Here is a 22,590-nt window from a genome sequence, read left to right on the forward strand (position 1 = left end):
TCAGCAGTGGCCCTGCGCGTACGTCCGGCCGTCGTGGTCGTCGTCAGCCATGTCCTGGGCCATCTCGTCGACGGTCACACCCATGTGCGACTCCATCCACTCGACGCTCCCGGGGCCCATGTGCTCGGTCATCTGTGCCTCCATCCAGGCCGCCCATTCGTCGGCGGTCCCGTCGGACGGGTGCGCGTCGTCCGCGGTCGTGTCGGTGCCGTGTGCGCTGGCCACGGGGACGGCGAACGCGAGTGCGACGATCGCGAGCGCCACGAGCAGCCAGCGGCCGAGTTTGAAGTTGGTCACTGTCTTTCCCCTCGGTTACTCGTAGGACCGCTCGAGGGTTATCTCGATGGGTGTGAACGCAAATCGGAGAACGTTCGAGAACGTGTATCGGACGATCTAATCGTCTTTCAGGAATCAGACCGTTCATCCGGCCCGAATTCGCCGGGGTGGCACGCACCCTTCACCTGGGACGGGACCGATATGGAAGAAGTGGCCGTGATGGTGCAGTTTTCGACGGATCTGGATCGTGCGACCGGTCCGCTAGTTCGACTGGTTCTGCTGTAAGTCGTCGCTCGGATAGATGCGATACGTCCGGCCCTGGCGCTCGCGATACAGGAGCCCGCGCTTTTCGAGCGCGGTTACCGTCTGACTCACCTTGCTCTTCGAGAAGTCCGACCGATCCCTGAGTTCGATCTGTGTGATGCCGGGCGAGGAGAGGACCGGTTCGAGAATCCGGCGCTCGTCGTCCGGCAAGAGGTCCAATACGCGAGCCCGTGGCTGAGCCTCTGGATCGATATCCCCCGCCGATTGTGTGGCTTCCGCCGTCGATTCGGCACTCTCAGGATCGGGCGGATTCGCCGCTTCGTTCCGTGAGCGGTCGCGTCCCTCCGTGCTCGTGACCTCGTCCCGGACCACGAGATATCCCCCACCGATGACGGCCGAGGCGAGGACGGTCCCGAGAACGTACCAGAGCGGATTCGGCCCGTGGACGGACCCCATCGACGTGCCCATCATCGAGCCCATCCGCTCGAAGGCCTGCTGTTGCTGGTACGCGTCCCAGCTGAGCGCTCCGCCGACGACGACGATGGTCGCGACCAGGCCACCGACGACGGTATCGGCTCGCCGTCGATTCATCTCCTCCACCCCGATCCGCCGAGATACTCGCTCATGCAGCAGCGTTTGCGACACGTCGCTGTAGCAGTTTTGATTGGCAGGCGCAATACACTGGGCTGCCTGGCCACGAAACTCGATTTCGCGATGCGGCGTTCAGCGATGCTCACGGCTCTTGACGGTGTTGCCGGCGACGTCGTCTCCCTCCGGACGACCCTGCGACTACCAGGGTTCGAATCCCAACTCGAACAGACACTGGTTCCGACGCACAGGTGGCGAGCTCACGCGACGCGGTGCTCGCCGGGTAGTGCGTCGGAAAACGAGTGGACTCGCGGGGGTCTCGCGAGCGAAGCGAGTGAGACCTCGCGAGGGAACGAACGACTGACCGAGCGAAGCGACGGAAGGAGTGAGTGGACTCGCGGGGGTACGAACGACTCGTCCCGTCGCTGTCCTGCGATTTGCTCGGAATACTGTTCTCGATGACGGTGGGATTCTGACGAATCCCGGTGCCCTCTGTCGGTTTCATGGTTCGAATCATGCTTCCTCCAAGAACTCACGGCGAATCTGCATCTTCTCGCGGTCGGTTCGCTGGTCGTAGTGCTTGTCGAGTACGTCACCCGACACGTTCATCCGGTCGCTGACGATCTCCTCCGGGATGCCCCCGCGCAGGTGCTTCGTGATACTCCCGCGGCGGAGCGCGTGTGGAGAACGGCTACTCGGGCACTCGCTGGCCTTCTTGTAGCTCATCGCCTCGCACGTCTCCGGGTCGCGGTCGTGGGGGCACTCCGTAATCATACACGGGCGCGTGAGTCGATAGACCGACTCCCGAACGCTCGTGTCACTGTATCGGCCCTCCCGGCTCGTGATGAGCGGGTCGCGGCCGTAGTTGTCCGTCACGTCGCGGCGGTGATGCCGAATGTAATCCTGAATCACCTCCATGTAGTAATCGCCGATAGCAATCGAGCGCTCGGCGGCCTCGCCGTTCTTCAACGGCGTCCCGGTATCCGGCCGGTGCCGGAGATCGAGACACCGAGCGTCGGTGTCGAAGTCGTCCACGTCGAACGCACGGAGGCTTCCCAGGCGAATACCCGTGTGCCAGAGGATTCCCATGATGACGTGGTTCCGGCTGGCGTACTCGAATCGGTCCAGGTACTCCAGAATCGCCTCGGCGCGCGACTCGTCGAGCTGTTCGTCGCGCGCTTCCTCGGCGTTCTCAAGGTCCGGCATCATGACGCGCTCGCGCATCCCCGGCTCGACGGCATCGATAGCTGCCGCGAACTCCAGGAAGACACGGAGCGTCGCCAACTGCCCGCGGAGCGTCACCTTGCTGACCCCATCGTCGAGCCGCCAGACTCGGAACCGGTGCAGGTCGCGCCCGGTTAGGTCGTTCAGGTTGTCGATCTGCTCCTCAGCGCAGAACTCGACGAACGAATCCAGCCGGTAGCGGTGGTTCTGGTGGCTCTTCTCCGATAGCTCCGGCTCGCGGTGGTTCAGGTACATCCGAACCGCCTCGCCGGGCGAGATCGGCTCAAGATCACTCATCGACGGCCCTCCACGCGGCGAGTTCCTTCGCCATGCCTCGGAGCGTCTGCACCACGACCGGGTGCGTCGACTCCGCGACCTCCTCGATGAACGCCTCGTCGGCACCGAGCGGCGCGACGTTCCGGGCGGCTTCGCGGGGCGTCTCCCCGTAGCTGATGACCCGGCCCGTCGCTCGCGCGCCGCACAAGCCCAACTGCTCCTCGCGGGGCAGCCCGAACACGTCGAAGTCCGGGCGCGGGTGGGGCTTCGGCAGGTTCTCCGTCATCGGCCACCTCCGCACTTGCTCCAGCCGCACCGGTGGCAGAAGGGGCAGCCGCCTTCGGGGACGATCTCGGGATTCCCACAGTCAGGGCAGCGCTGTGGCATCTCAACTACTCACCTCTGGGTCGTCACTTGCCGTTTGCAAGCACCACATACCCGATCCGAGGGCCGTCTGGCACTTAGGCCGTGCAGGGGTGTTTCCGGAATTTCCAGAAAACCCCACTGTCTTGCTATTCTGCCGTGAGCGACTTGCTCGCGCTCGATTTTCGATTTCCGGAAAACTTTCCAGAAGTCCCCGCTGGGGACCTGTCTTTTGCCGTGAGGGGTGCGCATCTATCATGTCGTCACCTCAGAACGACACCCTCGGGCCGAAGCCGGCCCGACAGACTCCTTTTCCGAAGTCGTCAGGTCGGCCATCCGAGTGTATCGTTCCATACACTCAGTGTATATCCGGAGTACTTAGTTTTAGTGCATGGAACAATACGCTATAGTGTATTGTTCAAACCAATATTAAGCCAGTACCAATTCACCTTTCACTGTGATGAGTGACCAAAGAATAAGATGCGACGGCCCCGGGTGGACTGGATGACAAGAGCAGACGACGCTATTCTTGAATTTTTGCAAAACGAAGGGAATGAGCCCCTGAATGCAACCCCAGCGGTTATCCAGGCGAACATCAGCTATCAGATTTCGCACGTCAGAAGCCGCCTTAGAAAGCTCGATAAAGCAGGTTTGGTCGAGTATTACAATGAAGATCGGGGAATATACCAAATATCAGAGAATGGGAAAAAGTACTTGCACGGAACAATTGACTCAGAGGAACTTGAGATAGAAGATAGTTCTTGAGCAGTCTGCGTAGCCTTACTTCTGATTCAACACAGAAGGTCTGCATCAAATATAAGAACCCATGTCGTAACTAGGTTGTCAGGTATGGCTGAAACGACGTTTTGGTTTACGAGATTCCAGATAGACGGCATCACCACGGACGTTACGGATTTTGACCCCAGTGCCTCTCGAGATGATCTTGTGAGGGATACAATTCTTGAGTATGTTCGATCAAATGAAGCAGTAACCGAATCTGCGACAGGTAAGTGGTATTTTGGCGCGATAGATGATCGCGGTGATATGCTTTACGGTAAATTTGGCAAGGAATATACTGACGAGTCAGCAGCTTACGACGAGTCTCGGGGGGACTTTATTGATGAGGCAGGAGAGGGAATAGACGCATCGTACTCTATGTTTGCGCTGAATTTTCCAAAACGGTTGTTGATCTATAATACAAGGAACAGAGTCGGATATCAGCAATTTAGGAGAAACTTCGCAGACGGTTATAATGAGAGGAATAGTGGAACGATGACAACAGAGTTCATGAAGAATACTGCTGATCTCGAAACAGTAATATCTGAACGTAGGGTTAGAAATGCGAACTTTGAATTAGAACCCTCAAACCCTAGCTCTGAACCGGAATGGGAGTCCCTTGACGAACACATTCAGGAAATGTTGGCTGAGAAACTGGGTGTTGATGTTGAAGCAATGGAAGGGTCAGGACTGAATTTTGACGATGAATTTCTTGCAGAGGTAACGTCTATGTCGCAGAGTGAGTACGGAGAGTTTGAAGTATACTATGATGAGGATGGGTATGTCAAAAAGATTACTTCGGGTGAAGGGGAGCCAATAATCAGACGACGTGAAGAACCAGAAGGAATCGGGGGGCTGCGAGAGATTTCAAGAGACTTGGTGGACTTTGCATCCACCTTCCTGTGATATAGTATGTTTGAGGAGGGGTTCATAAATAGACTCACTTCCTCCTTTGATAGAGTCCTCTATGGACTGGATTTGTTGATTTCCCTCCTCATTGTTGTTATCATATACCCGATCTCAAGAAACCAGATCTCATCTGAAGAGATGTTGATATTTGTCCGCCAAGGAATGCCGTTGGCCACTACTTTAATTATAATAACCATAACCAGCGTTTCAATTCTGGTATCATTATCCAATACTGCAGCAATCAGGAAGCTCAAAGAAGACCTATTATATGAAAAATTCTTATTCACCTTCGAATTTACGGCAATATTGGCTATTCTCACCTCGATTGTAGGAATAGTATTACAAACAATTGGTATAGGACCGGCTAGATTTTACATTTTCTTGTTCTTTTTTCCTATACAGTACTTGCAGCAGCTACAGTGATATCCCGTTTAATCACCTATGGTGACAAAATAGCTCAATTAGCTTTGGTTGGAGATCTCCCTGAAGACCTGACCGAGAAAGTTACAGAAAAGCACCCCGAGATGGATGAGGAAGGTGATGATAGTGAAAGTACAAATGATGGGGATAGAGAGGATAAATGAAGCACAAATGTTTCAACTCTCAAACTCAATTTCGCATGACACATCTATATCAAGGTGGGGAGCATTAGAGAGTGTCTCAGAAATTTCCTTCTTTTGTTGAATCGATAGGTCTTCCCGTTCCAGCACTTCCTCTATTCTCTCATATATCCGGCATGAAAATTCCGCCGACTTCATCAGCGCTGTAGTTTTGTTACAGCCCCAAAACTCGGTGGCCTGCTCAATAGTCTCGGTTCGGTGCGCGTGTTTCCCATCTTCGCGGATTCGCATACCCACCGCTCGTGAACACGACGCCGTAAAACACGGTCAGAGCGGGTTACTGAAACTCCTCTCATTCATAAACCCCAGCCGATTCCCCGGGCCAACCGTCTCGATCTCCGCAGACAGTCGGTCAAATCCGGTCGAGTATGCACACACCCAGCGCCGGCTCGTGTGCATATCGCGGATCGGTAAGATCTCGACGTGCGACCCCTGGGGGGAGGAGAGAAAAAGAATTCGTACATATTGACTAATCTGATTTTATCCACAAGTATATAAAACAACTATTCCAGAATGTCATATGGAGGAAGATGAAATCCGAGGCTATTGGTGGTTGGAAAAAGAGCCGGATGAGAAGATACCTGGAAAGTTGATATACTCACCAAATGATTTTGTTAGATTATACCTCTTAGGCGATTTTTCAAGTTCGTATATTTCTTCGGGTGATAACACATATTATAGTAAGATACTAGGAGTAAGCGCAGGAGGTGATGACGTAACACTCCTCAAATGCCGACGTGACAAGCAGAATCGGGGCGGATCAGGACCGATAACGTCTGAATATATATCTAGTTATTATATCAACGGCCACAGATTTGAACGTCAACGTCCCTCATTTCATAGTATGTCGGTTAGTTTTTATGGAATGGACAATTGGGCAATGAAATCATCACCCACGCCGCAGGTGGATGATGACGCGTTCAAAGATATCTATAATCAGGAGAGGTTCCCATTAGAAATCAACGTTCCAAAGCCGGACTCAGCTTGGGTGAAAGATTATGAGTACGAGATCTCGCTGAGAATCCGCCCAAGGATGAATATAGAAAAGTTTCAAGCAGGTGAACTTGAAGTAAGGCATGAATTTAAGATAGATCCTCGAAGAACCCAGGTTCCCTTTGAGGAGTATCTAAACCACATAAATAAATTAAATAATTTTGTAGCTTTTGGAATCGGTGAGCCAGTCCATCCTAACAGGGTCACAGGAACAGTACGTCATCCTGATAATACGTACTCTGACACAAGTATATATTACCCCATACAGGGAGAAATTAACCGAGACCCTCAACAGCACCCTTATAAAATGCTATTTAATGGAACCGACATAAGATCGGACTTTACTGGCATCATGCAAAGTTGGTATGAGAGATCTGATGAACTATCAGATATTTTTGAGTTGTACTTTGGTACCCTCTTTCAGGAGAAAATGTATACTCAAAACCAATTCCTGAGCTTGTGCCATGGGTTAGAATCGTATCATCGTATGAGGCTTGAAAACAACTATATGCTTGATTCGGACTATGATGATTTTTATCAGGACATGATCTCGGTCATACTCGGGAATCCAGAAGACGTGTTCTCCGATTTACCCAAAGGTACAGACAATATACGGCAGAAGCACGACATACCAGACGCATTAATCTCTTCAATGAAGTACGGCACACTGAAATATGCAAATGAAAAGTCTCTTAGACGAAGATTGGATGAAATTGTCGATTTTTATAGGCCGGTTCTACAAGACCTACCCTACTCTATCACCGGGAAAATTGGATTAGTGGTTGACACTCGAAACTATTATTCCCACTATACAGATGAGCTGGCGAAAAAAGCAGCCTCAAGGTCTGAAACTCAGACACTAATATGGGGGCTACAACAATTAATTGAGACGTGCCTATTAGTAGAGATTGGAATACCATTAGATCTGATTCAACAGAGATTGCAAACTAAGTATAAGAATCGGTGGGTTAGTTCCTGATTTTGTTTGCTAGGCTACGAATCTATACCATTAGATGACTTCAACCCTGTCTTTTACCGAATCGGCTAGTCGGGCGACGTAGCCGCTTTGCGGCGGCAGTCGCACGATGCAAGGAAAATTCGACTTAGACGACGTGGTGGTCAGCCCGCTGTTCGTGCTGTCCTCCGCAATCGCGACGGGACTCATCAGCTTCACGCTGCTGGGCTTCGACTTCGCCAGTACCGCGCTGCAGTTCACGAGTGACGGCTACAAGACTACGATTTCCTACGCCAGCATCATCTCGGTGCTGGCGCTGCTGGCCGCCTACGCTAGCAATCGGAAGGATCTCTCGCAGATGACCAACGTCGAGCGGTGGATTTTGTTCGCCACCATCGGCCTGGTCATCGCGCCGCCGTTCATGCCCGTTCTCGATGGATTGCTCACGAACAAGCTCGCCGGACTCGTCGCGGTCGTGATCCAGGCCGGCGGGTTCTACTCCCTCAGCTACACCGGATAACAATGAATCACAAACTCAAATCGCTGCTGCTGGCCCTGTTGACCGTCTTGACGGTCGTCCTGGCCGGATCGTTCGGAGGTATCGCAGCGGCACAAACAACGACGACGGACTCGACGACGACGGAGGAACCGACCGATGACGAGAGCGCCGAGATTCCACAGGAAGAGACGTTTTCTGTGGATAACGACACCGAGAGCGTCCGCGCCGTCGCTATCAACACGAGCGGGACGTTGAACGTCTCGGTCTACACCGTCGACGAGAACGGGACGGAAACCCTCGTTTCGTCGGGAACGCTCAACACGTCGGCCGTATCGGGCGACTCGGACATCTTCGCCTACCAGATTCCCGACTCGGAGACGGACGTGCAGTATCGCGTGAACGTCTCCGCCGAGACGCAGGGGGCGGGCGCCGAGACGGTCGAGATCGAAAAGCTCCAGGCCATGAGCGGCGGGGGGCTGCTCCCCGGCGGGGCCGGGAGCGGTGACCTGCCGATCTACGTCGGCGGGTTGCTCCTGGTCGTCGGGGCGGCCGTCCTCGGATGGAGGCAGATGGACGCATGAGAGACGGCTTTAGGCGAGTCGTGGCGGCGCTGTTGGCCGTCGCGCTCGTCTCGTCGGCCGGGGTTTCCCCGGTCGGGACGGCGGCGGCCGCAGACGGCTCGAATTGCGCACAAGACGCGCTTGAGGCGGGCGTTGACAGTAACTTCGGCCCGATGCCGAATTACTACGCGGTCATCAAAGAAGGCGCTTCCTGCCTGTGGGGCGGCTCCGCAGACGACGTTGATCCTGCGGATTATGAAGAGGCCCAACAGGTACAGAGCGAGCTTTACTCGCAGGCTCTCGGTCAAGCAGAACAGTCCGAGACGCTGAACGCGACGTATTCGAACTACCTGACCGACGCGGCGACCATCGGGAAGATGGAGGGTAAAAACGCCTTCATCAGATCCCTCGAAAACGGTTCCTCAGAGTCTCAGGCTGTCGCTGAGTCTCGTACGGAAACGCTCGACTACTACGCGGGTCGGCAGAAAACCCTTCTCCAGTCGTGGGAAGGGAAAGTCCGGTCGGTGGAGCGCATCGCCAGTTCCGCCGATAGCGAGGCGAACCTCTCCATTGGCGACGTGCTGGCTGTGAACTACACCCGCGATACCGGAGTAGGTCGCAGTAGCCCCATGCACTCGGTGTCAACGGCAAACGTAACCGTCGAACTGGTGAACGGAACGACCGTCGACACGCTCGCGCTGAACGGTGTCCTCGATAAGGGTACGACCGGCGATTACGAGATTGACGGCCTCGAACCGTCCGCGTCCCGGTCGAATGTCCTTCCCGGCGGCTGGTCAGGAAGTCCGACCTACGACAACATGACCGTCCATGCTCCCGACGCCGAGGCGGACGGCGGTGCGGAACCCGTCCCGATGCTCAAAGGGGACCACTTCATGGGCACGTGGACGGAGATCGACACCGAGGGCGTCGCGCAGGCGAATAACGTCGAGAACTTCGCTAACTCGACGTATTCGGAGTGGGAAGCCGGCGCAATCACCACCGAAGACCTCGTTGACCCGTACCTCGGCGCGCGAGAGTACGACCCGAACGAAACGGGAGCGACCTGGCAGATGCGGACGCTCACCGCAATGGGCGTCACTCCCCCGCAGAACGTCTCTAACCTCGACCGGATGGAGATTGCTGACGCTGATAAGGGCGTCACCGTCGAAGGGACGTTGATGGCGCAGGCCGACCCACCAGGCGCGGACGGCTACGCGATCGGGAAAACCTACGACGCCCGCAACATTTCGGGCCACGTTTTCGTCGCGACGAACGACGGCCCGCACAAGCTCGAAGGCGAGTTTACGATTGAGTCGGCGGACCGGATCGACGGCGACGCCTACGGGTCTGGCGAGGTGATCCGGTACGACCGCCCGGACTACCAGACCGCCGACCTCGCGGCATACAAGAACATGAGCGAGCAGATCATGCAGATCCGCGCCGACCTCGAAGCCCGCGAGCAGGCCATTGAGGCCAACGCCACGAGTGGCGCTGGCGGCCTGTTCAACGCCGACGACCTCCCATTCGGCGGCTGGGGCGTCGCGGTCGCCCTCGTCGCGTTCATCGCGCTCCTGCTTGTTCCGCGGTCCTGAGTCTACCCTTTTTCAGTACCATGACTGTAAAACGCCACCTGACGCTCGCGCTGTTGCTCTCGCTGACGGTTCTCGGCGGGTCTGGATTGATCCTGCTGACGGCCTCGGCGGCGGCAGCCGGGCAAACGACGACGACAGAGGCACCGACGACCGACCAGAGTAACCAGACCGGCGGGGAGGTGATTACTGACAGCCTGACCCTCGTCTCCAAGAGCTACGAAGCCGACGAGCGCGGGAACGGGACCCTCTCGCTCACCTTCCGCGCGGACGGCCCCCAGGCGGTCACCCTCTACGACGCAGGCGCGTTCATGACCGGCGGCCAGCTGCCGAGCCGGACGCAGGTGATAGAAGGGACCGTTACCGTCGAAATGCCGGTCACCCGCCCGGAGGGGAGCGAGTACGTCGGGGTGACCGTCGTCTCCGGCGGCACCCGCTACTCGGTTCCCCACCAAGTCGAACCGGACAGTACGCTGTTCACCGGGCGACCAACGTGGCAGGACACCCAAATCGCCGGCCTTTCCGGCTTCCTCGGCGGGCTCTTGGTGATTACCGCCGTGGCCTGGCGTCGGGTCACTTCGGACAAAGGAGAGGTGGAGCGCGTCCTATGAACCGACGTGAAGCCGCCGTCGAACTGCTGAAAGCATATCGCTGGTGGATCGGTTCGGCGTCCGTCGTTGCCGTGGGTCTGGCCGTCTGGTTCGGCCTGCCGGACCTGCCGAGCATCCCGCGCGAGCCCCGACTGTTCGCCGTGGGCGCACTCGCGGCCGTTGCAATCGGTTACGCGCCGGCCATGAAGATCGTCGACTACCTCTACTCCCCCGATGGGACCTATCTCGTCGATATCGACGCCCGGGATAACGGGTTCGCCCTCTACCGGCTGAGCCCGGAGAAGTGGGAACGCCTGGAGATCGAGAAGGGGGAACTCTACCGGCTCAAGACCAGCGCCGACGCCTACGCCTGCCGGCAGTACTGGCCCGACTACGACGTGGCGCTCGGCACCTGGCGCGGGTCGGCGTCGGACCTCGAACTGCTGGAGGAACGCGAGCGCATCGACGAGATCCGGACCACCCTCGAACAGCAGGCTCAGGAAGGGCTCTCCATCCGGACGCGGATGGGGAGTATCGTGCGCACGGCCGTCCGCGGTATCGTGAACGACCTCGTTGGACAGTACGAGGGGACTGCCGTCCACAAGGGCGAACGCATCGAGGAAGCCGTCCAAGACGCGCTCACCGACCACGATATCCAGGACCTCGAAGAACGCGAACGTGACGAGCAACGCCGGACGGAACACCAAGACGGAGACGAGTTCGGCCCCGACCCGAAACCCGGCGAGTCGCCAAACGCGGGCCAACAACCGGCAGCCACCGTCGGAGGTGACGTAGATGAGTAAAGAAGCCTCCGAACAGGTCACCTACTCGGCCGCACAACTCCGCAAGCGCGTGACTGAGGGCACTGTCGATGAATCGCATCCGCACGCCGGCATGGCCCCGGACGCGGAACCGCGCGAACTACTGAACACACTCGCCACCGCGTTCGACCCGGCCGCGCATCCAGGACTCGATTCGGTGGAAGACTCCGAGTTGTATCAGACGATTCTCCGGAACGAAGCTACCGACGCACTCACCGATGCAGTGGAAGCCGGGAACGTCAGTCAGATGCAGTATGCTGTCGGCATGGTCAATCACGACAAAGAGGCTCAAGACGAGAGTACGCGGACGTGGCTTCGACGGCAGTTAGCCACCGAAGCCGGCGTGTTCTTCGTCACCGGCGGCATGGGCGCGGGAAAATCCGACTGGGCACTCGAACTCGCCGACGAGTTCCACATGGCGACTCGCGGCCAACTCGCCACCAACATCGAGAGTGCCGCCGAACAGAACCGGCCCCTCTCCTACATCAACAGCTACGATGCCCTCGAAGCGTTCTTCGGAGAAACCCGCGATGACGTGATGATGATTCTCGACGAGACAGGGCAGGGCCTTTCCGGGTACGGTTCGGACGCCCAGCAGGCCCGTGCTCTTGCGAAAACGCTCAAGCTTGTACGTAAGGGCGACGCGCCCGCGGGCACCAAGCGCGTGATCGTTCTCATTGGGCAGACCGTCCGGGATGCATCACGCGACCTCCGTCGGCTCGTCGCCCAGACCGGTCGGTTCTTCCACAAGCCATCGAAGAAACGCGTCGAAGTCTATGGGGATGATCTCATTGGCTCAGAACTTTCCGACGCCAAACCAGAACGGACGATTGTCGGTGTCCCACCGACTCGCTTCCAATTCGACACGACGGAGGGCCCGTCCTTCGACATGAGCGGTGCGCTTAACGCCGACGAAAAAGAGAATCCCGAAGACGCTAGGAAAGACGAAAAGAAGCGTCAGGCCCAACGGCTTAGAGATAATGGCCATACAACTCGCGAAATCGCGGAAGTAGTCGAGATGAGTCGGACATGGGTATCCGATAACACTGAAAGGAATGAGGGCTGACGACCACCTGACAACGCGGCATTGAAAACCGGGAGAGGGCGAACGCGTCCATCTTTGTCAACGTCAGCAGGCGGGTATATTTCTATAGTATATAGTGGATTATTCAGAAGATCATTGAGACTATCGCAGCCAACAGGGCAATAAGAGATATCAATGAGACAAGGTAGGTCAGAATCTTTTCTGGCATAGTCAATTCAACTAATTCCCATCTAGAGCCTTCACCGAGCAGGATCATTTCCTCCGCTAAAGAGTTCTGAGTATCGTTCGAGGATTCATGCTGAACAAATTTCTCCGAGACCATATTTACGAGTGGTGCAGATATGAGCAGTGTGAGATCCATGGAGAGAATGGTTATCACCCGTATTTCAGTGCAGATATAATATAAATATATAGCAACGAATATTACTGATAAGGAGGCCGGTATCCTGAGGGAACCCGAAACGTAGTCAATATATGAATCCTTAATTATTCTATTATTATCCATAATTGCCCTACGGACTTCCATAGACCAGCCTTCTGATTCAAACTTCTCCGAAATATCTGATTGAAGAAGAACACTGTTATGGGGCAATCTCGGGGGTAGTCGCTGGCTGGTCGCAACATCAAATAATTTGTATAAAGATAGAAGAAGGAATATTATGGACATGAACACCAGTACGTAGAATAATATCCAGTTGACCAATACGATCAAAAGGGCAGCACTACCACCTATTGGAAGAATCGATGAACTGGCTGAGGAAACATATTGGCTTGAATCAAGTGGGATGGATGGAATCAGTTGATAGGTAGCTGCCAGAATCGTAGCGGCTACTGCCAGGATCGTTATCTGAGCGGTTAGAATCCCTTGAGAGAGGGATTGTATGTGCTGGTATTTCGATTGTTGCCAGGATAGGATATGCCGTGCTTCCCCATCATCAGCGGCGATTATTTGTAGATGATTATCTTCACTCATACTTTATCAATCTGCCATCTCCCGGATCTCCAGAAAAAGGTACAGTGAAACAAGCGCCAAGACGAAGGGCACCGCAAATTGGGATGCAACTTGGGCAATATAATTCACATTCCAGTCCCACAGTGTTCCAATAGTCAATATTAGAACTAAAATAGCTACTACTAAGGAAAATAGCCCAGTAACGGCCTGTGCTGGGTAGGTCATGTGAAGACGTTATCCTCGAAGTAAAAGTCGATTTGGGGGGATTGCCCCCAGAATTGTCTTGCAGGAGTGCGGTGTATTTTGATGAAGTGGCCTTAGCCACACCCCTAACGGGGAACGCGACCCTCGCGGTCGCGATTCCCCGTCGGTGGTCGGGCCAGCCCGGCCAGCGCGACCGCTTGCCGGTCTCGATCTCACCGATCACTACAACCTACATTGCGCTCTATCAGCTGTCCAGCCCAACTTCGGTTGGAAAATCAGGGGTGGCCGGGAGTGTTGCCACTCACGGCGGTCCTCACACTGAACCGGTCTTCTCCGGAATCAGTCGCCAGGCGTCGTAGCGTCCGCCGTTGACCTCGACCACGCCGGTCCGGAACTGCTCTTCGTCCCGGTTCATGGCACGCCACCGCTTGAACGCCTGCCCGACCAAGTACTCGGGACTCGGGTCGGCGTCTGGATCCAGGTCACCCAGCCGGAGCTTCATGCGGGCATCGCGACAGTCGTCAACGTCGACCCCGTATTTCGAGGCCCAAGCCAAGAACGCGCTCGTGCGTTCGTCCAGGCCGCGCTCGGCGGCCTCCAGGGCACGCGCACCCGCCTCGGCGGCCTTCTGCACGGTGTCACGCGCTTCCTGCACGGCGTCGTGAACCAACTCCGCGACGTACGTACTCCGGAGCGACACGGACCCATACTCGCGCTCTACCAAGTCCTCGATCTCTCGAAGGGCCCGCCGCACGCTGTCGACGTGCCGGCCGTGCTCGCCCGCGATATCGGCCGGCGAGACCTGACCACCGTCTGAAACCAGTGTGTCCAACGATTCCCACTGCACCGGGCTCAGGCCGTCCGCCAGGTGCTTCACGACGACCGATTCCTGTTCGTGCCTGATGTGCGCGAGATCCAGGCCGACCGCGTCGCGATGCTCGTCGCTGGTCTCTACCTCGAAGTACGCATCCGAAACGAAGGGCCCGTCGCCGTGTTCCGGCGCAACGTCCAGGCCGGCGTCAACCAGTACGCTATGAACGGTCTGGTTCAACTCGTCGGTCAGCTCCTCCAGACTCTCCTCGTCGACCGGAATGTGCTCCCCGTCGGGCATCAAACTCGCCTGATAGCTGGCCCCGACTTTCGGATGCCGGAGCGGGTGGTCCTCGGGGAACGAAAGGGCTTCTCGGGCGTAGTAGTGCTTGATTTCCTTTGGAAGCCGGTGGTCGGGGAACGCTTCTCGAATCCGCCGCCGATCCAGGGTCGCCGTATGGTAGTAGCCCGGTAGGTTCTGGCCGTGGTCGTTGTCGTCGTTCTGGACCACCTTCCGGTAGCCTCGACGGTCGTTCTCCAGCAGGTGACCCATCGAGGCTATCGGGCCGTCGCGGGCGTGTACTGGGCCACTCGCGTCTTTGTGGACCCGGACGTACATCTCGGCGTCCTGCACGTTGCTGTACTCGTGCGCCTCGTCGAAATACCGGCCGTTGATTCCCACCGAGAGGGCCGCTTTCTTCAAGAGTCGTCGGTAGCGGGTGAACTCGATGTTGCTGCCGTTGATCCGGACGTTCACCGCCTCCTCGATGCCTTCCGGTACGTCCAACTCGAAGGTGTCCCCGCCGTTCTTCTCCACCTCCATCCCCTGCCAGCGCGGGGCCAAGTGCGCGTTGAAATCTTGCTCACCCACCGAGTCTTCGCGTGGGTGCCGCTGTACAGAAAGCCGGAACTCGCGCATCTCGTCGAGACGCCAGTCGGTCCCAGTCGGTGTCTTCGATCCAGGGTGAACGATACCGCTGTCTTGGTAGTAGAGCTTCGCGACCCACTCTTCCCCGTCGTCGACGAACGTCCCGCGCTGACTCCCGCCGCCAGCCTTCACTTGTGAGTCAGCAGCGAAGAACGGGGCCAGCCCGTCCTCCGCGAAGAGGAAATTCGCCGCGAACTCGTGGGGAGCCGGGTCGACCGCGCGCATCCTCAGTCGTCCTCGGCGGTCACGACTGCGTGCCGTACCTCGGCGTCTGTCGCGCCGTCGCGGAGTTCCGACGCCCGGACGAACTCCACCGGCCAGGGCACGTCGTCGGGACTCACGTCTGACCACCGTCCTCAAGCCGGCCGCGGGCTCGGCGTAGCAGGTTGCTCACCGTCCCCGGAGAGCGGTCGGTGTGCCGGGCGTATTCTCGCGCGCCGTAGGCCCCAAGTTCGACCGCCTGGAAGACTTCGCGCTCGGCGTCGGTGAGTGTATCCAGGTCCTCGTCCCACCGCTGGAGGCCAGGTTCCGGACGCTCGAACTCGAAGAGCGTCGGCTGCCGCCCGGTCATGCTTGACCACCGTCCTGCACCGAGAACTCGGCGAGCGGCCGCTGTCTCAGTTCGTCGGGAAGCGGAACGTCGGGGGTGCTCGAACAGTAGTGTAGCAGATATTCGACGAACTCACGCGGAATCGCGGAGTTGATCTCCGCTTCGGACCACTCGGCAGGAACGCCTTTCGCCGCAGCGAGTTCGTGCCGGATGTAGCCCTTCCCGAGCGTGATTTCACCCGACCCAGGTTCGCAAGCGTCGGGGACCGGGAAGCTCGTCTCGAAGTGGCGCTGGTTGTTGATCGGGAGTCCGAACGCCAGCCCATTCAGTCGGCATGGTTCCCGTAGGTCGTCACAGGTCGCGACGTTCTCGATGATGTAGTGCTCGGGGTCTATGGCGTCGATGACAGCACGCACGTTCAGATCTGCGAACGTCGGGTAGCGCTCTTTCGGGGTCTGGTCCCAGTCGTAGCGACCAGCGTTCGCGTAGGATAGCCGCGAATACGCCTGGCACCGCGGCGAGAGCCACAACAGGTCGGGCGACGGGAAGCAGGCCATGAACGCGACGTACGAGGCGTCGGCCTGGACGAACTCCCCTGGGTAGGTGTCGCTGTAATCCTGGATATCGACCCCGACGTGCTCGACGTCGAGCCCGTCCAAGGCCAGCCCGACACCGCCCGGCCCGCTGTACAGGTCGATCACCAGCGGCCGGCTCATGCCTCACCACCGTCCTCACCGACGCCTTGGGCCTCTCGAACGACCTCTGGATACCGAAGAAGCAGTTCGAAGTACCGCTCGGCGTAGCGCTGGAGCCGTTCGTTCTCCTTCCTGAGCGCCCGGTTCTGGGCCTCGATGAGCGCTTTCGGCCGGTCAGACATGGCGCTCACCCCCGAAACACTCCGGGTTTCCACAGAGCGCGTAGTGGGGCCGGTACGCAGCCGTCGGTACAGTGGTGAACTCGCCGTCTCGGTTCTGTTCCCAGCAGGCCGGATGCGAGTCGTCACTATCGGGGTCGATTCGATGTAACGTATCAGCGTACTGGGACCGATTTCGGACCGTTTGCTCCGGCACCTCCGGCTCGGACGCGGCGGCTTTGCTCACGCAGAACACCCCTGTACCCTCTCGACCCCGCCAGACGGCAGGGGCGCGTTACAGGATCCCCGGTGAACTCTCCCCGAAGATGGAACTTTCCGGAAGGTCGATTCTGCCGATTCGGAGCAGAACAGCCGCCAGAGAAGTAACTTCGTGTGAAGTGACCACAGCGAAGGAAAGGAAGTGGACTCGCGGGGATTTGAACCCCGGGCCTTCCCCGTGCCAGGGGGATGATCTACCGCTGATCTACGAGCCCGCGCGATTGTCGCTAACCGACGTGTTTTCTTAAACCCATCGAAGCGAATCCGGTCCCGTCCCGGAAGTCGGTCCCGATCACCTCGACGAATCGGACGGCGACGGGAGCGAAAACTTTCAACGAGTTGGCTTCAGCCATTCAGTTATCAAAAAGTATAGCCGGCCGTAACGGCTTTACGCGCAGTTCTGCCAGTAGGGGTAGTTGCGTGTGACAACCGGGAGGCAGCGGGACGACTGGTGGATTCCGACAGGGAGGCGTCCGGACCGGACGGACGAGTGATTCGCATGGAGAAGGGAAATGCGTCCGACGGGACCGAAGCCGCGGGTGGTTCCGGGCCGGGGCCGAACCGAGGCCCGGGCGAGAGCACCGCGGCCGAGAGCCGTCGGTCGACGACCCCGATCCGATCCATGGTCGCGAGCGCGCGCGGGCAGACGACGATGGATTTCACGACCGGCGTCGTCCTGTTCGTGTTCGTCCTGATCGCCATCTTCACGTTCGTCTCGGGGACGGTCCAGCCGTTCACGCAGGGCGACCAGGAGGACATCGTCGCGGTCAACAGGGTCGCCGACGGACTGGTGCAGGACTCGCTCGGCCACCCGAACGAACCCTACGCGCTGAATCGGACGTGTACGGTCGAGTTCTTCGAGGGCGGGACACCTCCCTCGGACTGTCGGTTCGACGACGAGCCGCTGGTCGAGCAATTGGGCATCGGCCAGACGGCCTTCGTCAACGTATCGGTCCGCGGGAACGTGAGCGGGTCGGGATCGCCGAACGAACTGCTCTGCTGGGACGACTCGGCGGGGGAACTGGTCGCGCAATCGAACGCGAACTGCGGGTCGAGCGGTCCAACGCCGCTGACGACGGGGAACAACGCGGCGACGGCGACGGGGTCCTCGGTGACGGCGCGGCGGGCGGTGTCGCTGCACGGACGGGACGTCTCGGTGGTGGTGAAACTATGGTAGGTGATCGCGGCCAGGTACACACCCTCGAGGCCATCGTGGCCGGGCTCTTGCTGACGTCGAGCATCGTCTTCGCGCTCCAGATGACGGCGGTGACGCCGCTGTCTGCGAGTACGTCGAGCCAGCACATCGAGAACCAGCAACAGGAGAGCGCGGCGGGCGTGCTGGCGATGGCGGCGCGGAACGACTCGCTCGAACGGACGGTGCTCTACTGGAACAGCACGGAGGGCCGGTTCCACGGGGCGTCGGCCAGCGGTTTCTATACGCGCCGGTTACCGACGGACTTCGGGCGGGCGCTCGAACGGACGTTCGGCGACCGGGGCATCGCGTACAACGTCTACGTCACCTACTACAAGTCCGGGCGGCTCCAGCGGACACCGATCCTCTACCGCGGGGTCCCGAGCGACAACGCGGTGGCGTCGAGCAAGATGGTCGTCCTGACCAACGAGTCGCGCCTCTACGAGGCCGACATGAGTCGGGGGCCCCGGATCAACGACTCGAACTTCTACGCCGACGAGAACGGCGACGGCGCCCTCTTCGACGTGCTCCGCGTGGAGGTGGTCGTATGGCGGATCTGATGGACGACGACCGGGCGCAGGTCCTTCTGGTCGCCGGGTTCGTCCTCGCGGCGTCGTTCGTCGCACTGACGCTGGTGTTGAACGCGGTCATCTACACCGAGAACCTGGCGACCCGGGGGCAGGACGCCCGCGGCGGTGACGCGATCAGTTTCCGGAACGACGTCCTCGAGGGCGCCGAACCGCTGGTCGAGGCGGCGAACCGCAACGGCACGACCCGGTCGAAGATCCGCACGGACCTCACCCGCAGCGTCGAGTCGCTGACTCGCCGGAGCTCCTTACACCAGGTGTTGCAGGGGACGGGCGTCAACGGGACGCTCGTCGCCGTCGACTGGGGCACGCGAATCACACAGAACGACACGACGGGCGACTTCACCAACTCGACGGCACGGACCACCGGCCCCGTCTCCGGTGACTGGACGATGGCCACCGGCGTCGAGGAGACGCGATCGGCGCGGCTGAACGTGACCGACTCGTCGACGCTGGCCTACGAGGGCGGCAGCCCCCTCACGCTCCGGGTCAGTGACGGCTCGACCTGGCGACTGCGGCTGTTCAAGAACGACAGTGCCGGGACCGACACGGCGATCGAGGTCGACCCGCCTTCGGGCCCCACCCAGATCTGTTCCGGCGGTTCGGATCCGACCCTCGGGCTGACGGCGGGCACCTTCGACGGCGACCGGTGCTCGGCGCTGAAGTTCGGCGAGGGTGTCTCGCCGGCGTACACCCTCTCGGTCCGGAACGGCCAGGAGTTCGAGGGGACCTATTCGTTCGTCGTGAACGAAACGATAGACGGGACGGACCTCGAATACGACAACTACGCGGACGCGCCGGGGACGCCCTTCCTGACGCCGGCGGTGTACGCGGGGACGATCCACGTCGAGTATCAGACCTCGGCGCTCGCCTACGAGACCGACGGTCGGGTGCAACCGGGTGAGAGCGATGACTGAGACACGCGGCGTCGCGACGACGCTCAACTACGTGCTCGGCCTGGCGATCGCGCTCGTGTTGATCACGGGGCTCCTCATCGCGGGCGGGACGTTCGTCGAGACCCAGCGCGACGAGAGCATCCGCACGGAACTCGCGGTGGTCGGCGAGCAGGTCAGCAGCGACGTCCAGACGGCCGACCGGCTGGCCCAGACCACGACGGACAACGAGACGGTCAGGGTCGGTCGCGAACTCCCGCCGCGAGTGGCCGGGAACACCTATCAGGTCAGGATCGAAGGCGGCTCGGATCCCCGCATCGTCGTCCGGACGATCGATCCGAAGATCAACGTCACGGTGCCGGTACGGACGACCGTCCCCGTGGCGCGGTCGACCGCCTCGGGCGGGAGCGTCGTCGTCAACTACACCGCCGCCGGTGAACTGAAACTGGAGGGGAGCCGCTGATGGACGACGAGCGTGCCGTGAGCGACGTCCTGGGGTTCGTGATCGTGTTCTCGCTGGTCGCGACGACGGTCGCCATCGTCTCCGTGACCGGGCTCGGGATCCTCCAGGACGCGCGCGACGACGAGCAGGTGAACAACGCCGAACGAGCGTTCGACGTCCTCGCGGACAACATGGCCGACATCCACCAGGAGGGAGCCCCGAGTCGCTCCACGGAGATCAAACTCGACGGCGCGCGCCTGGAGGTGCGCGAGCCCGTCGAGATCAACGTCACGGGCGTCGATCCCGGCGGGGACAACCCCAACGTCTCCTACTACTCCGAACCGATCATGTACGCGGGCAACAGCGGGACGTCGATCGTCTACGAGGGCGGCGCGGTCTTCCGCGACTCGCCCGACGGGGGCGTCGTGGTCGAGGACCCGCCGTTCCGGTTCGACGACGGACGGATCGTCGTCCCGATCATCCAGACCCAGAACAAGGGGAACGCGACGAGTGTCAGCGGCGGGACGGTGCGTATCCGGGGCGAGGGCGCGGTCCGGTCGCCCATCCGGGACTTCCTCCAGCGCCAGACCGACTACGACGCGGTGATCATCAACGTCACGTCGCCGCGATACGACCTCTGGCAGCGCTACCTCGAACGGGACGCCGACGCCGACTGCGAAGTGACCCGGCCGGAGACCGTCGAGTGTTCGATCGACGATCCCACGCAACTGTCGGTGACCCGGTCGCTCATCAACTACGAGTTCGAGACGTAGCGAGGGGAGAACGGGGAGCGCGGAGAGAGTTTCTCAGTCGAAGTCCACGTCGATCTCGTTTTCGGTGACGTGGAGGTAGGTGATGAACTGGGCGCCGCTCCGGGTCCGGTAGGTGAGCGTCCCCTCGGAGACGTCCTGCTGGATGGCGCGGCTGTTGCCGGGCCCCATCTGGGACGTGAAGTCGACGTCGGGGCCCATCAGCGACGTGTAGTGGTTGACGATGTCGTCCAGCGACCGACCCGTCGAGGTGTCGCCGGGCGAGTACGTCCCGGTCGGTTCCCAGGAGACGTTCGCCGCGTGCTGGTCGAGGACGGCGTCGCCGTGGGTGTAGTCGCACTTGATGTGCTCGCCGAAGCGCCACTTGTTGCCGCCGCCCGGCCCGCCGCCGCAGTTGATGCCGGGGGCGTTCTGCACGTAGTTCATCCCGTCGTACGAGGTGAGCAGGTTGAGGGACAGTTTCGGCCCGTCGCTGGTGCAGGTCCACTCGATGTCGCTCGAGGGATGGGCGGTCGGGTCGATCTCCTGCTCCCAGTACTCGTACTCCCCGGAGCCGTCGCCCTCGTAGTAGTACAGGGCGACGTACACGGGCGAGGTGGGGGTCGAGGGACAGGCGTTGTGGTAGTTACTGCCCGTCGGGACGACGTGTAACTCGTACTCCCGGTTGTTCTGCTCGTCGTACAGCGAGAAGTGGTCGTTGTTGCCGTTGGTGTAGACGATGTTCAGGTCGAAATCCGTGAGCGGGTGTCCCTCGTCGATGCCGCCCGCGGGGACGCTCTCGCCCTCTTCGGGGATCGTGAACTGCCCCGGCGGCCCGCCGAGGCTCTTCAGCTGGAGCCGGACGGTCTCGTTCGACTCCCAGACGGTGACCTCGCCGGTCGTCCGCTCGCGGAAGTAGGTCGCCCAGCCCTCGAAGTAGTCGCTGCGGACGGTGACGTTGACCGTCCCGTTCCGCACGGGGTTCGTGTAGTCTCGCTCGGTGTCGTTGTACGGCGCGCCCACCTCGTCGACCCTATCGTCGGGCGCGGTCCGGTTCGGGAAGATCAGCTTCGCCTGCGTCCGTGGCCGGACGGTGACCTGGGTGCTTCCGGCGGCGTTCCCGCCGCCGAGCGTCCGGACGATCGGCAGCGTCAGCGTCGCGCCGCGGTAGTGAAACTCCGGCGGGGAGATCATCTGCGCGTCCCCGTCGCGGCCGCGCTGCCAGACGCCGCCGCCCTGGTAGGCCAGCGACTGGTCGCCGTTCTCGTAGACCAGTTGGCCCATCGACTCGTTGTAGACCACCTCCCGCTGGAGGCCGGCGTTGGCCGTGTAGTTGTTGTGGACGATCCGCATCCACCCCGAGTCCTCGTCGACGGCGAAGGTGCCGCTGTCCTGGCCGAAGGAGATGCTCTGGCCGTCCGAATCGCCGAGCGCGACCATCGCCGCGCGCGAGTCGAACAGCGTCATCGAGTGTTCGGCGCGCTGGAGTTCCGAATGGGTCTGCGTACTGGAGAGCCCGCCGGCCCCGATGAGGACGACGATCGCCATCCCGGCCATGACGACGGCGAACACGAGCACGTAGCCGATCGGTCCCGATTGCGCGCGCTCGCCCGAACCACCCGTCCCTGCGTCCATGTTCTCGGGGGTTTCGGACCGAGTAGCAAAAGCACTCCGGCCGTCGTATCGAAATTTGATAACTGGAGCGTCGAGTAGGGGGGTCGGTCCGCGGGTATCGGCCGCGACGGGCGGTCGCGAGTAGAAACCGTAAAGTGTGCGAACGGGAACTGTCCGGTGGGAACAGC

Annotated in this window: 28 protein-coding genes and 1 tRNA gene; 16 read left to right on the forward strand and 13 right to left on the reverse strand. The window is 59.7% G+C overall.

Annotated features, from left to right (window positions below):
* The 4 genes from U5918_RS02975 to U5918_RS02990 form a co-directional block, all read right to left on the reverse strand.
* The gene (locus U5918_RS02975) at nucleotides 1–297 is read right to left on the reverse strand and encodes a hypothetical protein (protein WP_335999353.1); all 297 of its coding nucleotides are present in this window, start codon (nucleotides 295–297) and stop codon (nucleotides 1–3) included.
* A 240-nt stretch (nucleotides 298–537) separates the two neighbouring features.
* Nucleotides 538–1,131 carry a helix-turn-helix transcriptional regulator gene (locus tag U5918_RS02980; protein ID WP_335999354.1) on the reverse strand — a complete coding sequence of 198 codons (594 nt, stop codon included), beginning with the start codon at nucleotides 1,129–1,131 and terminating at the stop codon, nucleotides 538–540.
* 510 nt (nucleotides 1,132–1,641) lie between these two features.
* The gene (locus U5918_RS02985) at nucleotides 1,642–2,649 is read right to left on the reverse strand and encodes a tyrosine-type recombinase/integrase (RefSeq protein WP_335999355.1); all 1,008 of its coding nucleotides are present in this window, start codon (nucleotides 2,647–2,649) and stop codon (nucleotides 1,642–1,644) included.
* Nucleotides 2,642–2,914, reverse strand: a complete 273-nt coding sequence (locus U5918_RS02990; RefSeq protein ID WP_335999356.1) for a hypothetical protein — start codon at nucleotides 2,912–2,914, stop codon at nucleotides 2,642–2,644. The genes U5918_RS02985 and U5918_RS02990 overlap by 8 nt, the downstream gene beginning before the upstream one ends.
* Nucleotides 2,915–3,495: 581 nt before the next feature.
* Here U5918_RS02990 and U5918_RS02995 point away from each other — a divergent pair.
* From U5918_RS02995 to U5918_RS03010, 4 genes are all read left to right on the forward strand, one after another.
* The gene (locus U5918_RS02995; protein ID WP_335999357.1) at nucleotides 3,496–3,756 is read left to right on the forward strand and encodes an ArsR family transcriptional regulator; all 261 of its coding nucleotides are present in this window, start codon (nucleotides 3,496–3,498) and stop codon (nucleotides 3,754–3,756) included.
* A gap of 84 nt (nucleotides 3,757–3,840) precedes the next feature.
* Nucleotides 3,841–4,674: a DUF4747 family protein gene (locus U5918_RS03000; RefSeq protein WP_335999358.1), complete on the forward strand. Its 834-nt coding sequence runs from the start codon at nucleotides 3,841–3,843 to the stop codon at nucleotides 4,672–4,674.
* A gap of 6 nt (nucleotides 4,675–4,680) precedes the next feature.
* Entirely contained in the window at nucleotides 4,681–5,100 is a 420-nt protein-coding gene (locus tag U5918_RS03005; RefSeq protein ID WP_335999359.1) for a hypothetical protein, read from the forward strand.
* Entirely contained in the window at nucleotides 5,097–5,261 is a 165-nt protein-coding gene (locus U5918_RS03010; protein WP_335999360.1) for a hypothetical protein, read from the forward strand. Before U5918_RS03005 ends, U5918_RS03010 begins: the two co-directional genes overlap by 4 nt.
* A gap of 12 nt (nucleotides 5,262–5,273) precedes the next feature.
* Here the strand turns inward: U5918_RS03010 and U5918_RS03015 are convergent, their stop codons facing one another.
* On the reverse strand, nucleotides 5,274–5,528 hold the full coding sequence (locus U5918_RS03015; protein WP_335999361.1) for a DUF7692 domain-containing protein: 255 nt from the start codon (nucleotides 5,526–5,528) through the stop codon (nucleotides 5,274–5,276).
* A gap of 289 nt (nucleotides 5,529–5,817) precedes the next feature.
* On the opposite strand from U5918_RS03015, the gene U5918_RS03020 reads away from it, so the two are divergent.
* The 7 genes from U5918_RS03020 (at nucleotide 5,818) to U5918_RS03050 (ending at nucleotide 12,370) form a co-directional block, all read left to right on the forward strand.
* Nucleotides 5,818–7,269 (forward strand): ApeA N-terminal domain 1-containing protein, encoded by a 1,452-nt coding sequence (locus U5918_RS03020; RefSeq protein ID WP_335999362.1) that lies wholly within the window; start codon nucleotides 5,818–5,820, stop codon nucleotides 7,267–7,269.
* Between the two features lie 106 nt (nucleotides 7,270–7,375).
* Nucleotides 7,376–7,765 (forward strand): DUF8023 family protein, encoded by a 390-nt coding sequence (locus U5918_RS03025; RefSeq protein WP_335999363.1) that lies wholly within the window; start codon nucleotides 7,376–7,378, stop codon nucleotides 7,763–7,765.
* A gap of 2 nt (nucleotides 7,766–7,767) precedes the next feature.
* Nucleotides 7,768–8,325, forward strand: coding sequence for a hypothetical protein (locus tag U5918_RS03030; protein ID WP_335999364.1), 558 nt, complete (start codon nucleotides 7,768–7,770; stop codon nucleotides 8,323–8,325).
* Nucleotides 8,322–9,896, forward strand: a complete 1,575-nt coding sequence (locus U5918_RS03035; protein WP_335999365.1) for an Env/VP5 family phage fusion protein — start codon at nucleotides 8,322–8,324, stop codon at nucleotides 9,894–9,896. Before U5918_RS03030 ends, U5918_RS03035 begins: the two co-directional genes overlap by 4 nt.
* A gap of 20 nt (nucleotides 9,897–9,916) precedes the next feature.
* Nucleotides 9,917–10,504: a DUF8063 family protein gene (locus U5918_RS03040; protein ID WP_335999366.1), complete on the forward strand. Its 588-nt coding sequence runs from the start codon at nucleotides 9,917–9,919 to the stop codon at nucleotides 10,502–10,504.
* On the forward strand, nucleotides 10,501–11,286 hold the full coding sequence (locus U5918_RS03045) for a DUF8125 domain-containing protein (RefSeq protein ID WP_335999367.1): 786 nt from the start codon (nucleotides 10,501–10,503) through the stop codon (nucleotides 11,284–11,286). The genes U5918_RS03040 and U5918_RS03045 overlap by 4 nt, the downstream gene beginning before the upstream one ends.
* Nucleotides 11,279–12,370, forward strand: a complete 1,092-nt coding sequence (locus U5918_RS03050) for a hypothetical protein (protein ID WP_335999368.1) — start codon at nucleotides 11,279–11,281, stop codon at nucleotides 12,368–12,370. The genes U5918_RS03045 and U5918_RS03050 overlap by 8 nt, the downstream gene beginning before the upstream one ends.
* 103 nt (nucleotides 12,371–12,473) lie before the next feature.
* Here the strand turns inward: U5918_RS03050 and U5918_RS03055 are convergent, their stop codons facing one another.
* The 7 genes from U5918_RS03055 to U5918_RS03085 form a co-directional block, all read right to left on the reverse strand.
* Nucleotides 12,474–13,322: a hypothetical protein gene (locus U5918_RS03055; RefSeq protein WP_335999369.1), complete on the reverse strand. Its 849-nt coding sequence runs from the start codon at nucleotides 13,320–13,322 to the stop codon at nucleotides 12,474–12,476.
* A gap of 6 nt (nucleotides 13,323–13,328) precedes the next feature.
* On the reverse strand, nucleotides 13,329–13,526 hold the full coding sequence (locus U5918_RS03060; protein ID WP_335999370.1) for a hypothetical protein: 198 nt from the start codon (nucleotides 13,524–13,526) through the stop codon (nucleotides 13,329–13,331).
* A gap of 292 nt (nucleotides 13,527–13,818) precedes the next feature.
* On the reverse strand, nucleotides 13,819–15,468 hold the full coding sequence (locus U5918_RS03065) for a DUF7845 domain-containing protein (RefSeq protein WP_335999371.1): 1,650 nt from the start codon (nucleotides 15,466–15,468) through the stop codon (nucleotides 13,819–13,821).
* Between the two features lie 112 nt (nucleotides 15,469–15,580).
* On the reverse strand, nucleotides 15,581–15,814 hold the full coding sequence (locus U5918_RS03070) for an RNA polymerase sigma factor (protein ID WP_335999372.1): 234 nt from the start codon (nucleotides 15,812–15,814) through the stop codon (nucleotides 15,581–15,583).
* Complete coding sequence (locus U5918_RS03075) at nucleotides 15,811–16,509, reverse strand: DNA cytosine methyltransferase (protein ID WP_335999373.1); 699 nt, start codon at nucleotides 16,507–16,509, stop codon at nucleotides 15,811–15,813. The genes U5918_RS03070 and U5918_RS03075 overlap by 4 nt, the downstream gene beginning before the upstream one ends.
* On the reverse strand, nucleotides 16,506–16,670 hold the full coding sequence (locus U5918_RS03080; RefSeq protein ID WP_335999374.1) for a hypothetical protein: 165 nt from the start codon (nucleotides 16,668–16,670) through the stop codon (nucleotides 16,506–16,508). Before U5918_RS03080 ends, U5918_RS03075 begins: the two co-directional genes overlap by 4 nt.
* 398 nt (nucleotides 16,671–17,068) lie before the next feature.
* Nucleotides 17,069–17,140 (reverse strand) — tRNA-Ala (locus tag U5918_RS03085).
* A 284-nt stretch (nucleotides 17,141–17,424) separates the two neighbouring features.
* Between U5918_RS03085 and U5918_RS03090 the strand changes: the two genes are divergently transcribed.
* From U5918_RS03090 to U5918_RS03110, 5 genes are read left to right on the forward strand one after another with little or no spacing between them, the layout of a single operon-like run.
* Nucleotides 17,425–18,102, forward strand: coding sequence for a DUF7287 family protein (locus U5918_RS03090; RefSeq protein WP_335999375.1), 678 nt, complete (start codon nucleotides 17,425–17,427; stop codon nucleotides 18,100–18,102).
* The gene (locus tag U5918_RS03095) at nucleotides 18,096–18,677 is read left to right on the forward strand and encodes a DUF7288 family protein (protein ID WP_335999376.1); all 582 of its coding nucleotides are present in this window, start codon (nucleotides 18,096–18,098) and stop codon (nucleotides 18,675–18,677) included. Before U5918_RS03090 ends, U5918_RS03095 begins: the two co-directional genes overlap by 7 nt.
* Nucleotides 18,665–19,621, forward strand: coding sequence for a DUF7261 family protein (locus U5918_RS03100; RefSeq protein WP_335999377.1), 957 nt, complete (start codon nucleotides 18,665–18,667; stop codon nucleotides 19,619–19,621). The genes U5918_RS03095 and U5918_RS03100 overlap by 13 nt, the downstream gene beginning before the upstream one ends.
* Nucleotides 19,614–20,060: a DUF7266 family protein gene (locus U5918_RS03105; protein WP_335999379.1), complete on the forward strand. Its 447-nt coding sequence runs from the start codon at nucleotides 19,614–19,616 to the stop codon at nucleotides 20,058–20,060. The genes U5918_RS03100 and U5918_RS03105 overlap by 8 nt, the downstream gene beginning before the upstream one ends.
* Nucleotides 20,060–20,812 carry a DUF7289 family protein gene (locus tag U5918_RS03110; protein WP_335999380.1) on the forward strand — a complete coding sequence of 251 codons (753 nt, stop codon included), beginning with the start codon at nucleotides 20,060–20,062 and terminating at the stop codon, nucleotides 20,810–20,812. Before U5918_RS03105 ends, U5918_RS03110 begins: the two co-directional genes overlap by 1 nt.
* Before the next feature lie 33 nt (nucleotides 20,813–20,845).
* Here U5918_RS03110 and U5918_RS03115 read toward each other — a convergent pair whose 3' ends face one another.
* Nucleotides 20,846–22,423: a DUF7289 family protein gene (locus U5918_RS03115; RefSeq protein WP_335999381.1), complete on the reverse strand. Its 1,578-nt coding sequence runs from the start codon at nucleotides 22,421–22,423 to the stop codon at nucleotides 20,846–20,848.
* Nucleotides 22,424–22,590: the final 167 nt, after the last annotated feature.

Source organism: Halorientalis sp. LT38, assembly GCF_037031225.1.
Lineage (GTDB): Archaea > Halobacteriota > Halobacteria > Halobacteriales > Haloarculaceae > Halorientalis > Halorientalis halophila.

Bases quoted from the DNA above. Each gene is read 5' to 3' on its own strand.
- U5918_RS02980 (WP_335999354.1), bottom strand. From the start codon at position 1,131: ATGAATCGACGGCGAGCCGATACCGTCGTCGGTGGCCTGGTCGCGACC.
- U5918_RS02995 (WP_335999357.1), top strand. From the start codon at position 3,496: ATGACAAGAGCAGACGACGCTATTCTTGAATTTTTGCAAAACGAAGGG.
- U5918_RS03080 (WP_335999374.1), bottom strand. From the start codon at position 16,670: ATGTCTGACCGGCCGAAAGCGCTCATCGAGGCCCAGAACCGGGCGCTC.
- U5918_RS03035 (WP_335999365.1), top strand. From the start codon at position 8,322: ATGAGAGACGGCTTTAGGCGAGTCGTGGCGGCGCTGTTGGCCGTCGCG.
- U5918_RS03025 (WP_335999363.1), top strand. From the start codon at position 7,376: ATGCAAGGAAAATTCGACTTAGACGACGTGGTGGTCAGCCCGCTGTTC.
- U5918_RS03050 (WP_335999368.1), top strand. From the start codon at position 11,279: ATGAGTAAAGAAGCCTCCGAACAGGTCACCTACTCGGCCGCACAACTC.
- U5918_RS03040 (WP_335999366.1), top strand. From the start codon at position 9,917: ATGACTGTAAAACGCCACCTGACGCTCGCGCTGTTGCTCTCGCTGACG.
- U5918_RS03110 (WP_335999380.1), top strand. From the start codon at position 20,060: ATGGACGACGAGCGTGCCGTGAGCGACGTCCTGGGGTTCGTGATCGTG.
- U5918_RS03000 (WP_335999358.1), top strand. From the start codon at position 3,841: ATGGCTGAAACGACGTTTTGGTTTACGAGATTCCAGATAGACGGCATC.
- U5918_RS03115 (WP_335999381.1), bottom strand. From the start codon at position 22,423: ATGGACGCAGGGACGGGTGGTTCGGGCGAGCGCGCGCAATCGGGACCG.
- U5918_RS03075 (WP_335999373.1), bottom strand. From the start codon at position 16,509: ATGAGCCGGCCGCTGGTGATCGACCTGTACAGCGGGCCGGGCGGTGTC.
- U5918_RS02990 (WP_335999356.1), bottom strand. From the start codon at position 2,914: ATGACGGAGAACCTGCCGAAGCCCCACCCGCGCCCGGACTTCGACGTG.
- U5918_RS03060 (WP_335999370.1), bottom strand. From the start codon at position 13,526: ATGACCTACCCAGCACAGGCCGTTACTGGGCTATTTTCCTTAGTAGTA.
- U5918_RS03030 (WP_335999364.1), top strand. From the start codon at position 7,768: ATGAATCACAAACTCAAATCGCTGCTGCTGGCCCTGTTGACCGTCTTG.
- U5918_RS03070 (WP_335999372.1), bottom strand. From the start codon at position 15,814: ATGACCGGGCGGCAGCCGACGCTCTTCGAGTTCGAGCGTCCGGAACCT.
- U5918_RS03065 (WP_335999371.1), bottom strand. From the start codon at position 15,468: ATGCGCGCGGTCGACCCGGCTCCCCACGAGTTCGCGGCGAATTTCCTC.
- U5918_RS03005 (WP_335999359.1), top strand. From the start codon at position 4,681: ATGTTTGAGGAGGGGTTCATAAATAGACTCACTTCCTCCTTTGATAGA.
- U5918_RS03095 (WP_335999376.1), top strand. From the start codon at position 18,096: ATGGTAGGTGATCGCGGCCAGGTACACACCCTCGAGGCCATCGTGGCC.
- U5918_RS03100 (WP_335999377.1), top strand. From the start codon at position 18,665: ATGGCGGATCTGATGGACGACGACCGGGCGCAGGTCCTTCTGGTCGCC.
- U5918_RS03105 (WP_335999379.1), top strand. From the start codon at position 19,614: ATGACTGAGACACGCGGCGTCGCGACGACGCTCAACTACGTGCTCGGC.
- U5918_RS03020 (WP_335999362.1), top strand. From the start codon at position 5,818: ATGGAGGAAGATGAAATCCGAGGCTATTGGTGGTTGGAAAAAGAGCCG.
- U5918_RS02985 (WP_335999355.1), bottom strand. From the start codon at position 2,649: ATGAGTGATCTTGAGCCGATCTCGCCCGGCGAGGCGGTTCGGATGTAC.
- U5918_RS03015 (WP_335999361.1), bottom strand. From the start codon at position 5,528: ATGCGAATCCGCGAAGATGGGAAACACGCGCACCGAACCGAGACTATT.
- U5918_RS03090 (WP_335999375.1), top strand. From the start codon at position 17,425: ATGGAGAAGGGAAATGCGTCCGACGGGACCGAAGCCGCGGGTGGTTCC.
- U5918_RS03055 (WP_335999369.1), bottom strand. From the start codon at position 13,322: ATGAGTGAAGATAATCATCTACAAATAATCGCCGCTGATGATGGGGAA.
- U5918_RS03045 (WP_335999367.1), top strand. From the start codon at position 10,501: ATGAACCGACGTGAAGCCGCCGTCGAACTGCTGAAAGCATATCGCTGG.